This is a genomic window from Olleya sp. AS48, from assembly GCF_038900355.1.
Lineage (GTDB): Bacteria > Bacteroidota > Bacteroidia > Flavobacteriales > Flavobacteriaceae > Olleya.
The window spans coordinates 267,729-281,329 of the sequence record NZ_JBBMRD010000003.1; the positions used below are offsets into that span (position 1 = coordinate 267,729).

Annotated in this window: 13 protein-coding genes; 12 read left to right on the top strand and 1 reads right to left on the bottom strand. The window is 31.9% G+C overall.

Translation table 11 applies throughout. The features are described 5' to 3' along the window. Window positions 1-22: 22 nt before the first annotated feature. The 11 genes from WNY60_RS06205 (at window position 23) to tsaB (ending at window position 9,842) form a co-directional block, all read left to right on the top strand. Window positions 23-739, top strand: coding sequence for a hypothetical protein (locus WNY60_RS06205; protein ID WP_342861845.1), 717 nt, complete (start codon window positions 23-25; stop codon window positions 737-739). Window positions 740-749: 10 nt separating this feature from the next. Further along, the gene (locus WNY60_RS06210; RefSeq protein ID WP_145003594.1) at window positions 750-1,496 is read left to right on the top strand and encodes an SCO family protein; all 747 of its coding nucleotides are present in this window, start codon (window positions 750-752) and stop codon (window positions 1,494-1,496) included. Window positions 1,497-1,538: 42 nt separating this feature from the next. Then, complete coding sequence (locus WNY60_RS06215) at window positions 1,539-2,084, top strand: DUF420 domain-containing protein (protein WP_339808716.1); 546 nt, start codon at window positions 1,539-1,541, stop codon at window positions 2,082-2,084. 35 nt (window positions 2,085-2,119) lie between these two features. Continuing rightward, on the top strand, window positions 2,120-2,341 hold the full coding sequence (locus tag WNY60_RS06220; protein WP_145003588.1) for a hypothetical protein: 222 nt from the start codon (window positions 2,120-2,122) through the stop codon (window positions 2,339-2,341). Window positions 2,342-2,412: 71 nt separating this feature from the next. Continuing rightward, window positions 2,413-3,300, top strand: coding sequence for a carboxypeptidase-like regulatory domain-containing protein (locus WNY60_RS06225; RefSeq protein ID WP_342861847.1), 888 nt, complete (start codon window positions 2,413-2,415; stop codon window positions 3,298-3,300). 137 nt (window positions 3,301-3,437) lie between these two features. Further along, window positions 3,438-4,139 (top strand): ABC transporter ATP-binding protein, encoded by a 702-nt coding sequence (locus WNY60_RS06230; RefSeq protein ID WP_028283412.1) that lies wholly within the window; start codon window positions 3,438-3,440, stop codon window positions 4,137-4,139. Then, complete coding sequence (locus tag WNY60_RS06235; protein WP_339808714.1) at window positions 4,132-5,361, top strand: ABC transporter permease; 1,230 nt, start codon at window positions 4,132-4,134, stop codon at window positions 5,359-5,361. Before WNY60_RS06230 ends, WNY60_RS06235 begins: the two co-directional genes overlap by 8 nt. A gap of 3 nt (window positions 5,362-5,364) precedes the next feature. After that, window positions 5,365-6,603, top strand: coding sequence for an ABC transporter permease (locus tag WNY60_RS06240; protein ID WP_342861854.1), 1,239 nt, complete (start codon window positions 5,365-5,367; stop codon window positions 6,601-6,603). Window positions 6,604-6,674: 71 nt separating this feature from the next. After that, entirely contained in the window at window positions 6,675-7,790 is a 1,116-nt protein-coding gene (locus WNY60_RS06245) for an efflux RND transporter periplasmic adaptor subunit (RefSeq protein WP_342861849.1), read from the top strand. Further along, a complete protein-coding gene (locus WNY60_RS06250; protein WP_145003572.1) occupies window positions 7,780-9,168 on the top strand; it encodes a TolC family protein in 1,389 nt (462 codons plus the stop codon). The genes WNY60_RS06245 and WNY60_RS06250 overlap by 11 nt, the downstream gene beginning before the upstream one ends. 2 nt (window positions 9,169-9,170) lie before the next feature. Beyond that, complete coding sequence (gene tsaB / locus WNY60_RS06255; protein ID WP_342861850.1) at window positions 9,171-9,842, top strand: tRNA (adenosine(37)-N6)-threonylcarbamoyltransferase complex dimerization subunit type 1 TsaB; 672 nt, start codon at window positions 9,171-9,173, stop codon at window positions 9,840-9,842. On the opposite strand, the gene WNY60_RS06260 is transcribed toward tsaB, so the two are convergent. After that, window positions 9,843-10,655 carry a mechanosensitive ion channel domain-containing protein gene (locus WNY60_RS06260; RefSeq protein ID WP_145003566.1) on the bottom strand — a complete coding sequence of 271 codons (813 nt, stop codon included), beginning with the start codon at window positions 10,653-10,655 and terminating at the stop codon, window positions 9,843-9,845. A gap of 254 nt (window positions 10,656-10,909) precedes the next feature. On the opposite strand from WNY60_RS06260, the gene WNY60_RS06265 reads away from it, so the two are divergent. After that, window positions 10,910-13,601 (top strand): choice-of-anchor L domain-containing protein (locus WNY60_RS06265; RefSeq protein ID WP_342861851.1); only part of this gene is annotated, 2,692 nt, incomplete at its 3' end.

Consider the following 13,601-nt stretch of genomic DNA (forward strand, 5'->3'; position numbering starts at 1 on the left):
ATTAAAAAAAAGCATTGAGATTATGGATAAAAAGAAATTGAAAAAAGGAATTACCTTAGGTGCTTTATTTTTTTTACCAGTAATCTTTTTGTTGTTTTTATATCCTTCTACTAATAACTACAATCCTTTAGACGTTGTTAAAAATAATGTTCTTGATTTTCAAAACTTGTCTTCAGCAACAACAGACTTACAACTAGAAAATCATATCACGGTTTTAGGTTTTTTAGGTAAAGATCCAGAATCAAAAGTTGTTGAAACCTCTAATCTTAAAGAATTAATCTACGATAAGTTTCAAGGCTTTAAAAAGTTTCAAGTTATTATGTTGGTGTCTAAATCTACATCAGACGCTACAGATAGACTTAAAAAAGAATTAACTAAATACGGAGAGCTTAAATATTGGCATTTTGTTGAGTTGGATGACTCTGATACTAAAAAAATGTTTAATAGCTTAAGATCAAGTGAAGTCTTAGACTTTAATTTAGCAACTAACAAAGTATATATTGTTGATAAGGAATTAAATCAGCGTGGACGTTTAGACAACAGAACCAAAAAAGAAATAGAACAAGGTAAACAAGCCTATCCGCTTACTGCTTATAATGCATCAGAAGTTGCACAGCTTAAAAATGTCATGGGAGCAGATGATTTACGTGTTTTGTTTACTGAGTATAGACAAAAACGTAAAGGCGAGTTTAACTCGACCTCTAGACGTGCAGACGATTTAAAAGGAGACACAAACTAATAGCATTACCATGAGTAAAAAAGCAAATTATTCTTACGTAGGTATTTCATTCATTATATTATTATTCGGTATTATTTTTATTCCTAAAATTATTGATAGAGTAAGTAATAAAGATATTAACCGTACGGACGAGAGTAGAAGCAAAGGTGTTATTGTTAATCCAAAAAGCGATGCGCCAAATAAATCAGATGTAGGCTATTTAGTGATTAATGAAGAACGTAAAAAAGTACCAGAGTTTAGTTTTACTAATCAAGATGGTAAAACAATAACTAACAAGGACTATTTAGGTCAAGTGTATGTGGTGGATTTCTTTTTTACAACGTGTCCTACCATTTGCCCAAGAATGAGCTCTAACTTAGCATCTATACAAAACACATTTAAAGATAATCCAGAGTTTGGTATTGCATCATTTAGTATCATGCCAGATAATGACACCCCAGAAATCCTTAAAGCTTATGCTGCAGATTATGGTGTTACTAGTCCAAATTGGCATTTAATGACAGGAGATAAAGAGGCAATATACCAATTGTCAAATATGGGTTTTAATATCTTTGTTAATATTGAAAACTTTGAACATTCAGGAGATTTTGCTTTAGTAGATAAAGAAGGATACTTAAGATCTAGAACAGATGCTTTTGGTAATCCTAAAATATTTTATAAAGGTGTAATTAGCGAGCAAGAAAAAATGGATGAAGATGGTAATGAACAAGAAATTACAATCTTAAAAGAAGACATTGCAAAACTATTACAAGAGTAAATTTAACGCATCCTAATCTAGCCAGACCTATTTATTACAATTATGAGTACAAGAAAACTAAACGCCGAACAAAAGTATAATAAGTGGATTGTTATCCTATCTATTATTATCCCTTTAGCTGTTGCAGCTTTGTTTACAGTTAAATTAAAGGACCTAGGTTTTAATGTAGAGCCTTTAACATTTTTACCACCTATTTATGCGACAATAAATGGTATTACAGCATTTGTATTATTGGTAGCTGTTTGGGCAATTAAAAATAATAAACGTAAGCTGCATGAAAATTTAATGAAGTTTGCAATCTCCTTATCAGTATTATTTTTAGTAATGTATGTCGCTTATCACATGACAAGTGATTCTGCTGAATTTGGAGGAGAAGGCGCAATTAGGTCTATTTATTTTTTCATTTTAATAACACACATTGCATTATCGGTAGTAGTCATTCCTTTTGTATTAATAACTTATGTTAGGGCAATTACAAACAATATACAACGTCATAAAAAAATAGCTAGAATTACGTTTCCATTATGGTTGTACGTTGCAGTTACTGGTGTGATTGTGTATTTAATGATTTCGCCTTATTACGTGTAACAGCTATTTAAAGCTTTATTAAGCACCTTACAATTATGAAAACTAAAGTTTTTTTATTTCTATTTTTAATCGTTTCATTTTTACAGACTAATGCACAATGCGCTATGTGTAGAGCTGTTCTAGAAAACGAAGAAGGTCAAGCTGCAGCAAAAGGTATTAACGATGGTATTGTCTATCTAATGTCCATTCCATACATCATAGTTTTTAGTTTAGGCTTCTTTATCTATTGGAAATATTTTAAAGTAAAAAAAAGCTAAACTATATATTGATAGAATTAATAAAAACTCCAAATAATGTTACATTGCTTGGAGTTTTTTAATTTTATCGTATGAAATACATTATTAATATAGTTTTACTACTAATTATTAACCATTCTTATTCTCAAACGATAGAAGGTAAAGTTTTAGATTCTATAAGTCAACAACCTTTAGAGCTTGTAAATATTACTTTAATGACTAAAAATAAAGGTGTTTATTCAAATAATAATGGGTCTTACAGCTTTGAAATTTCAAATCATTTATATGATACTTTAAAGGTGTCTTCAATTGGGTATAATTCTAAATATATTGTTTTAAGTCAATATAAAAACCAGATAAATGTAAAGTTAGATATTAAGCTTTCTGAAAAAATTACAGAGTTAGATGAAGTTGTTATTGATTTTAAAAAGAAAAAATACAATAAAAAACATACCATTGGTGAAGATAAAGTAGGTAATGCTGGAGTGAGTTCTCTAATAGGTTACGAAACATGCGTGTTATTAAATAATCCATTGGAAAAAAAAGGAAAGTTAAAAAATATTTATATAAAATTTAAAAAAAGAAATAATGCTGTTTTTACAGCATCTTTAAATATTAAATTTTATAATTATGATACCAAAAATAAAAAACCTGGATATGAACTTTACACCAAAAACTTAGTAGTAAAACCAAAGAACAAAAAATACACTTTGAATATTAATCTAAAAGATATGGATATATTCATGCCAGAAGAAGGTATGTGTATTGGAATTGAATTTATTGATCCTAATAACGAGTCCAAAAAATATGATGTTATAGGTCCTATGTATAGATTTACCTATGCTACAGAGGAAAATCTAACTTGGTCTAAATATAGAGGTAAAGAATGGAAAAAAGGCATTGTTAAGTTTGATTACAAAAACGATAATAGGACAGGTAATGTTATGATTGGCGCAGATGTTTTATTTACAAATGAATAAAGAATGAAAAAAAGCATCTTATTAAAAACCTTTAAAACCAATATTTAACAAAATTTTTTAATAAATGTTGTAACAAATTGTATCCTTTGTAGTCTAACTGTTATTGAGTTAATCATCAATCAAAAAAACAATCAATTATGCTCAAAATAAATAAGTTACATAAGTCTTATCCAATTGGCGATTCTAGTCTTCATGTTTTAAAAGGTATTGATTTATCTGTTGAAGAAGGCGAAATGGTTGCTATTATGGGTTCTTCAGGTTCTGGAAAATCGACGTTACTTAATATTATTGGAATGTTAGATGAAGCTGATGAAGGCGAGTATATACTTGATGGTGTCCCTATTAAAAATCTTACCGAAAAGAAAGCAGCGATTTACCGAAACAAATTTTTAGGATTTATATTCCAATCGTTTAACTTGATAAATTACAAAAATGCAGTAGAAAATGTTGCATTACCATTGTATTATCAAGGCTTAAAACGAAAAGAACGTATTGAAAAAGCAATGTTTCACCTTAAAAAAGTGGGCTTAGCTAATTGGGCTACTCACTTACCAAACGAGTTGTCAGGAGGACAAAAGCAGCGTGTAGCAATTGCACGTGCTTTAGCTGCAAATCCAAAATTATTATTAGCCGATGAGCCAACTGGAGCATTGGATACCAAAACCTCTTATGAGATTATGGACTTTATCCAATCTTTAAACGATGAGGGTAAAACCATTTTAATGGTAACACACGAAGAGGACATTGCAAATATGTGTAAGCGTATTGTGCGTTTAAAAGATGGTGTTATTATGGAGGATGTGTTTATTAATCAAGAAAGAGCTTCTGCACATGTTTGATAGAGACCTTTGGCGCGAAATATTTCAGAGTATAAACATGAACAAAACTAGAAGTTTATTGTCTGGTTTTACGGTGGCTTTTGCTATTTTATTGTTTGCTATTTTATTTGGTTTGGGTAATGGTTTATTGAATACATTTGATACTGCTTTTGTAGATGATGCAGCAAACTCTATTTTTATAAATTCTGGACAAACCTCAAAAGCACATAAAGGATTACAAGCTGGTAGACAAATACAATTTACTAATGAGGATTATGAGTATATTAAAGACGAGTTTGGTGACAAAGTACAATTCATAACCGCAAGAATATACAGAAATGTAAATGCTTCGTTTAGAAACGAAAAAAGTAGCTACAGTGTTAGAGCTGTTCATCCAGACCATCAATATCTTGAAAATACTAAAGTAGAATACGGTCGTTACATCAATCAATTAGACGTTGACAATAAAACTAAAGTAGTTGTTATTGGACGACTAGTAGAAGAGGATTTATTTTTAAAAACAACTGCTATTGGTAAATACATTAATTTAAATGGGATCCAATATAAAGTGGTTGGTGTGTTTAGTGATGATGGTGGAGATAATGAAGAACGTTACATGTATATGCCAGTGTCTACAGCACAACAAATTTATGGTAATAACGACTATATCGATCAAATCAATTTGACCTATAACCCAAGCATGAATTTTGACGAAGCTATTGGGTTTAGTACTGCCTTAACCAGAAAACTAAAAGATCGTTTTTCAGTGTCTCAAAATGACCAACGTGCTATTAGAGTTAGAAACTTAGCTAATGAGTCTAAAGCTATTAACCAAATGACTTTTGGTATTAACATCATGATTTTAGTTATTGGATTTGGCACATTAATAGCAGGTATTGTTGGTATCAGTAACATGATGATCTTTATAGTTAAAGAACGTACCAAAGAGATAGGTATTAGAAAAGCTTTAGGAGCTTCACCAAAATCAATTGTTTCTATTATTTTGTTAGAGTCTATATTAATAACTGTAATTGCTGGTTTTGTAGGATTGTTAATAGGTGTTGGAGTAATAGAATTTGCTAAACCCTACCTTGAAAAATACTTTTTAAAAGATGCAGGAGTTAAGACATCAATAATTATTAGTGCAACTATAATTCTTATTGTTGCAGGAGCTATTGCAGGATATTTACCTGCAAAAAAAGCATCTAGAATTAAACCAATTGTAGCACTAAGAAATGACTAAATTATAATGTTTTTATTCGAAAGAGATACATGGCAAGAAGTTTACGATAGTTTAAGTAAAAACAAACTACGTTCGGCATTAACTATGGTTGGTGTTTGGTGGGGAATTTTATTGCTTATCGGATTACTTGGCTCAGCAAAAGGATTAGAAAATTCTTTTAATAGATTATTTGGTGATTTTGCTACAAATAGTGTGTTTGTTTGGGCGCAAAGTACCAGCAAACCTTTTAAAGGGTTTCAGGAAGGTAGACAAGTACAACTTAAAATAAGTGACGCTAAAAAAATTGAAGAAAATGTTGAAGGTATTGAGTTTGTCGTACCAAGAAATCAAAGTTCTGCTTTGGTAGTACGTAATTTTCTGTCTGGTAATTTTGGTGTAAGTGGTGATTATCCTTTATTAGATCAAGTTCAAAAAAAGAAAATGATTCGTGGACGTTTTATCAATCAAACTGATATAGATGAAAACAGGAAAGTCGTCGTTATTTCAGAAGAAATCTATAAACAAATTTTTGAAAAAGATGAAGAAATGATAGGCGAATACATTCTGTTAAACGGAATGAATTTTAAAGTCATTGGTGTGTTTGAAACTGGAGGGAATATGGGACCCAGTGAAGATATGCATATTCCGTTCACCACTTTTCAACAAATATATAATATGGGTGAAAATATTGGTTGGATGATGATTACTGGTAAACCAGAATATGATATTTCGCAAATTGAAGCAGACTCCAAACTAATTTTAAGAAACTTAAATAGAGTGCATCCAGATGATACACGTGCATTTGGTAGTTTTAATTTAGGTAAAGAGTTTGCAAAAATCACTGGATTTTTAACAGGAATGCAATTTTTAACCTGGTTTGTTGGTATAGCAACCTTAATTGCAGGTGTATTTGCAATTGGTAATATATTGCTTATTACAGTTAAAGAAAGAACTAAAGAGATTGGTGTTAGACGTGCTTTAGGTGCCACACCTTATGAGATTAAAAGACAAATTGTTGTGGAGGCTGTATCAATCACTTTAGTTGCAGGACTATTAGGTATAATTACTGGTGGCTGGATACTAATAGCGTTGGATAGTGCTTTTGGTCAAGGTGCAGAAGCTGTTATTGTTAACGCATCAGTGTCTATAGCAGTGGTATTTATTGCCTTAATAATTTTGGTGGTATTAGGGACTTTAATAGGACTAATACCAGCCTTTAAAGCAACAAGTATTAAGCCTATTGAGGCATTAAGAGAAGAATAATTTTATCAATTAAATATAATTAAAGTAAAGTCTAAAAAACTTTTAAAATCAACCGAGTAAACTATATAAAAATGAAAAAAGTAATAAAAATAATTGTAATTGTTGCTTTGGTAATAGCACTTTTAATGGTGTTAAAATACTTTAAAGACTCAAGTTCTAAATCAGTGGAAGAGTTTAAAACAGCTGAGCCTTTTTATACCTCAATAAATACTAAAACGGTAGCTACAGGTAAATTAAATCCAGAGGAAGAAGTAGAGCTAAAACCTCAAATTTCTGGTATTATCGATAAAATTCTAGTCGAGGAAGGTGACATCGTTAAAAAAGGAGATGTGATTGCTAAAATTAGAGTCGTACCAAACGAGCAAAGTTTGGTTGGTGCAAGTGGACAAATATCTACAGCAAAACTAGCGTTTAATAATGCTAAAACATTATACGATCGTAATAAAGCTTTATTTGAAAAAGGGGTTATATCTAGACAAGATTTTGAAAACAGTCAATTGTCTTTAAACCAAGCACAAGAAACCTTAAATCAAGCTCAAAATAATTACCAAATTATTAAAAGAGGATCATTGTCTGGTGGTGGATCTGCAAATACAAATATTATCGCTTTAATTCCTGGGACAATTCTAGAGATTCCAGTAAGAGAAGGTGATCAGGTTATTGAAAGTAATAACTTTAATGCTGGTACTACAATCGCGACTATTGCAGACATGAGCAAAATGATTTTTGAAGGTAAAGTAGATGAAGCTGAAGTTGGTAAATTAGAAGAAGGAAAAGATATTAAAGTAATTTTAGGTGCGATTAACGAAAAAGTGTTTCCTGCTAAACTTACATTTGTTGCACCAAAAGGTATGGAAGAGAATGGAGCAGTACAATTTACTATTAAAGCAGATGTAACGGTAGAACCTTCAACTAAAATTAGAGCTGGTTACAGTGCTAATGCTGAAATTGAAATGGAAAGCAAGGACAGTATTTTAGTAATTAAAGAATCATTATTACAGTTTAACAGAATTACTGAAAAACCATTTGTTGACATTGAAACAGCTCCAGGTACTTTTGAAAAAAGAGATGTGGAAATAGGATTGTCTGATGGTATTAATGTCGAAATCACAGAAGGTGTTAAAGAAGGAGAAAAAATTAAAGTGTGGAACAAAGCATCAAAAGAAGATAACGAAGATGAAAACTAGAAATATAATACAATTCACATTAGTATTCTTAGTAGGCTTCACAGCTTTTGCTCAAGAAAAAAAGTGGTCATTAAAAGAAAGTGTTGATTACGCATTACAAAACAACATAACCGTTAGACAGTCACTGCTAGATCAACAAATTGCAGAACAAGATTTAAAATCTGCAAAAGGAAACTTTTTACCTACAGTAAATGCAAGTGCCTCTCAAAATTGGAATTTTGGTTCGTTTATAGATCAAAACGGAAGTAGGATTTCAAGAGATTCTAGAGGTAATGGATTTGGTTTAAATGCAGGTGTTACCTTATTTAATGGCTTTAGAAACACAAATCTTCAAAAGCAAGCAGAACTAGGTATTGAAAGTAGTAAGATTCAATTAGATATTTTAAAAAATAATATCTCGTTAAATGTAGTAAATGCGTATTTAAATATATTGTTTAATCGCGAAGCTGTAAAGCAAGCAGAGGAGCAAGTGGCAATTAGCCAAAAAAGTTTAGAGCAAGTGCAAGAACTTGTTGATGCAGGAGCCAGAGCAAGTGCAGATTTGTTAGTCTCTAAATCGCAATTAGCTTCAGATAATGAGCGCTTAGTTAATGCAGAAAACAATGTGGTATTGTCACTATTAAATTTATCACAGTTATTACAAATACCATCGCAAGGGTTTGACATTCAAAATGTAGATATTGATTTAACGGAAGCAGTCTTAGCTTACAACAATTCAAACGAAATTTTATCCTACGCGTTAGATAATCGTCCAGAAATTAAAGGCGCACAACTTAATATTGATAATGCTGAATTAAACTATCAAATTGCTAGAAGTGCCTATTTACCTTCTTTAAGTTTTGGTGTTGGTGCAAGTACATCTTACCAACATTTACAAGGACAAGACGATGTTTTACCTATAGTTACAGGATTTGATGCAACGTCAGGAGAAGCTATTATTGAATTACAAAAAAATGGATTTGCAGAGCAAATTGAAAATAACCTTGGATACAATGTTGGTTTTAGTTTAAACGTGCCAATTTTTAATGGATTTAGAACAGACGCAAGTGTTAAAAGAGCAGAGATTAGTAAAGATCGAATCGTTTTAGCTTTAGAGCAAGAAAAACAAACGCTAACTTCCAATGTAGAGCAAGCTTTTGCTGATGCTAAGGCTTCATTAATTCAATATGAAGCATCTAAAATATCTTTAGAATCTCAAGAGTTAGCTTTTCAAAACGAACAAGATAAATACGATTTAGGTGTCAGTACATCGTTTCAATTAGAACAAGTTCGTAACCGACTAATAAATGCACAATCGTCTTTTTTAAACGCAAAATACAATTACGTTTTTAAAACTAAAGTGTTAGATTTTTATCTTGATAAACCAATAACAGAATAAAAGTGGCATATATTTTAAATATTGAAACGTCTACAACTAACTGCTCAGTCTCTCTTTCTCATAAAGGAGAGACTTTGGTGCTAAAAGAAGATTACGGAAATGGTTATTCTCATGCAGAAAAACTCCACGTTTACGTTGATGAGGTGTTAAAAGAAGCAAAGATTTCAACGTTACAATTAGATGCCATAGCAGTAAGTAAAGGACCAGGATCATATACAGGATTACGTATAGGTGTGTCTGCAGCTAAGGGTTTAGCATTTGCTTTAAACATACCATTAATATCAGTATCTACTTTAGAAGCCTTAGCGCATCAAGTAAAAGCAGATTCTGGATTAATTATACCAATGTTAGACGCTAGACGTTTAGAGGTGTATTCTGCTATTTTTGATACTCAGTTTAATAGCATTAGAGCAATTGAAGCGCAAGTGCTTAATGAGACGTCATTTCAATCTTATTTGTCAAAAAATAAAGTCTACTTTATTGGTGATGGTGTGGCTAAAACTAAAGCGTTATTAGATAATGACAATGCAGTGTTTATTGAAAACAAATTACCTTCTGCAGATCAAATGAGTGCTTTAAGTTTTAATAAATACAAAAAAAGCGACACCGAAGATGTCGCCTATTTTGAACCCTATTACTTAAAAGATTTTGTAGCAATAAAATCTAAAAAATAATTAAGCCTGTTTTTGTATTTCAACACTATGTGGATAAGGTATGTCAATACCAGCAGCATCTAGTGCTTCTTTAGTTTGTTCGGTTGTCTCAAAATAAACAGCCCAATAATCTTCAGCTTTACACCAAGGTCTTACAGCAAAATTAATAGAGCTATCTGCTAATTCAATCACATTTACCGTAGGTGCAGGTGTTTCTAACACTTTAGGGTTAGCGGTTAATACAGACATTAAAACTTCTTTTGTTTTTTTAATGTCAGATTCATACCCAACGCCAAAAACCAAATCTACACGTCGCGTACCTTCAGTAGAAAAATTAATAATATTTCCATTGGACAAAGAGCCATTAGGGATAATAATTTCTCGGTTTGATAATCCTGTAAGTTTAGTCGTAAAAATTTGGATCTCTTTTACAACTCCAACTTGACCTTGTGCTTCTATCAAGTCGCCAATTTTGAAAGGTTTAAATAACATAATTAATACACCTCCAGCAAAATTAGCTAAAGACCCTTGTAAAGCTAATCCAATTGCTAAACCTGCTGCAGCCAATATCGCAGCAAAGGATGTAGTTTCAATGCCTAAAGTCCCTAGTACGATTATAATTAGTACAATTTTTAAAACCCAACGTAATAGGTTTATTAAAAATTTTTGTAAGCTTTCATCATAATTTCTAACTAGCATTAATTTTTTCAAAGCTCTTAGAGCTTGTTTGATAACAAAAGCACCAATAATCCAGATAGCTATTGCAGCTAACATTTTAGGCGTGTATTCAATAATAATTTCAGACCCTTTGTCTATCCATTTTTGTAATTCCATTGTATGATTTTATAAGTTAAAACAAATATAGATATAATTTGCAAACTCTAGTGTTGGGTAGGAGTTTTTGAATTGTAACTGTTTAATATATATACTATTCAACTTTGTCTGTTTTTATTATAAAAATGCGTATCAATTGATCTATGTATGAGCAATTCTTATCATTTTTTAAGATGATTTTAATCAAATTATTAGGCAGTATTTTAGTATAATTGTAAATTAACCAATTATTCAACCCTTTTACTAAATAAGAAATGAAAAAATTTCTACTTATTGTTACTTTTCTAGGTGCTTTATTCACTGCTCAATCTCAAGATGTTTTGATGCAAAACGGAACGTTTTCCCAATGTTCAGGTGTGCTTTATGATTCAGGAGGAGCATCGGCTAATTATGCTGATAACGAGAATTTTGTTTTAACGCTATGTCCAGATGGACCAGATCAATTTATTCAAATACAATTTACAACATTTAGTACACAACTAGGTTCCGACGTAATGACTATCTATGATGGTGATGATACAAGTGCTGCGGTAATTGGTACATATTCTGGTGGTGGAGCAGCAAATAATCCAGGTACAATTTCTGCATCAACAACTAGTGCAACAGGTTGTATTACAATAGAGTTTGTAAGTAGTGCAGCAGCAAATACTTCAGGTTGGGCTGCTAATATTTCATGTTTACAATCCTGTCAAACAATTACACCTACTATAGATGCTACAAACCCAGTAGCTGATGGTTTAGGTGTTATTCAAATTCCTTTAGGTGGTACTGTTAGTTTTGATGGTAGTGCAATTTTTGAAGATGACGGAACAGGAGCAACTTATAACTGGAATTTTGGAGATGGATCTTCAGCAACAGGACTATCATCAAGTCATGTATTTAACAATTTAGGGACGTTTACTGTAACATTTACAGCAACAGATAGCAATCCAACAGGATGTTCTGCTTCGACAACTATTGAAGTAGAAGTTTTAAGTCCATATATTACTGTAAATCAAACAACTTATACAGTTCCAGAATTAATAGAGGATGTATTAATTGATAGCCCATGTGCTACAGTTTCTAATTTTAATTGGAGTACAGGAAGCAATTTTGGGCAAGAAAATGGGATTGGATATTTTACAGCACTTCCAGGTGCATTTCCATTTGAAGCAGGTATTGTTTTAAATTCTGGTGATGCAATGGAAGCTGAAGGACCTGAAACAGGAACACAAAGTAGTGGTGGATGGCCAGGAGATGCAGATTTAGAAAATGCAATACCAGCATTAAACCCAGGAGATTCTAATGATGCTTCTTTTATCGAGTTTAATTTTGTGCCAATTGCTAATAGTATAAGTTTTGATTTCTTATTCGCATCAGAAGAGTATGGAGGTTTCCAATGTGGATTTACAGATGCTTTTGCATTTTTATTAACGGATTTATCAACGACTGCAGTTACTAATTTGGCAATCGTGCCAGGAACAACAGATGTTGTTTCTGTGTTTACGGTTAGAGACAATGCGTATAATGCAAGTTGTCCATCGGTTAATCCAACTTTTTTCGACTCTTATTATGGAGCAGGAGGATTGCCTCCAGGAAATTCTCCAATCGATTTTAGAGGTTATACAACTTCTATGACTGCTTTTTCTAATGTAACGCCTGGTAACACTTATAACATTAAACTAGTTATTGCGGATGATGGTGATACAGCCTACAATGCAGCAGTGTTTTTAGGAGCAGGAACATTTAATTTAGGAGGAGATTTAGGAGATGATGTTACCATAGATGCTGGTACAGCAATATGTTCAGGAGGTTCTGTACCTTTAGATACAAACTTACCTACAGCAACTCATACTTGGTATTTAGACGGAGTTGTTATACCAGGAGAAACGGGATCTACTTTAAACGCAACGGAAAATGGTGTTTATAGTGTTGATGTTGTTTTTTCTGCTACATGTCAAGCGACAGATTCTGTTTTAATAGAATTTATTCCAGGACCAATGGTGGAAAATACCATTGATATTATTACATGTAATAATCCTTCCGGAAATGAAATTTTTGATTTAACGGTTAATGATACCGAAGCGATAGGAAGTCAAATCGCTGCAGACGTAACTATTAGTTATCATAATAGTTTGTCAGATGCACAATTGGGACTTAATCCTATTGCGGATCCAGCCAACTATATTGGAAATGAAACCTATCCAGAAATTATTCATATCAGAATTGAAGATGTGGCATCAGGAACTTGTTCAGATGTTGATACTTTTAATCTAGATGTGATAACTTCGGTTCTTAACCAAGCACCAGACATGGAGGTTTGTGATGATGTGTCTAATGATGGAGTTGAAATGTTTAATTTAGAATTACAGACTGCAACAGTTTTAGGTACGCAACTAGCTTCAGAATATACAGTAACGTATCATAACTCATTTGCAGATGCTGATTCAGGTGATAACCCATTAGTTAGTCCATATAATGGTAGCAATGGTGAATATATTTTTGTTCGTATCGAAAGCTTAATTGATTCAGACTGTTATACAGCTACTACCTTACCAAACGGAGGATTTACCTTAATTGTTAATCCAAATGCTATAGCTGTACAACCTTCTAACATGGTAGTATGTGATGATGTTTCTGAAGATGGATTTGAGATTTTTGATTTAACAACTCAAGAAACTACAATTCTTGGAGGTCAAGATCCAGCAAACTATACAGTTACTTTTTATGAAAACTTAACAGATTTAGAGGCAGAAACTAATCCTATTTTAAATCCAACTACTTATCAAAATATAGATTCGCCAGAACAAATTGTATATGTTAGAGTTAACGATAATATTAATCCAACATGTTATGGGTCTACAACTTTTAATCTTATAGTAAATGCATTACCAACAGCAATCACACCAACACCATTAGAAGTTTGTGATGATGGTACACCAGACGGATTTACAAGTATAGATTTAA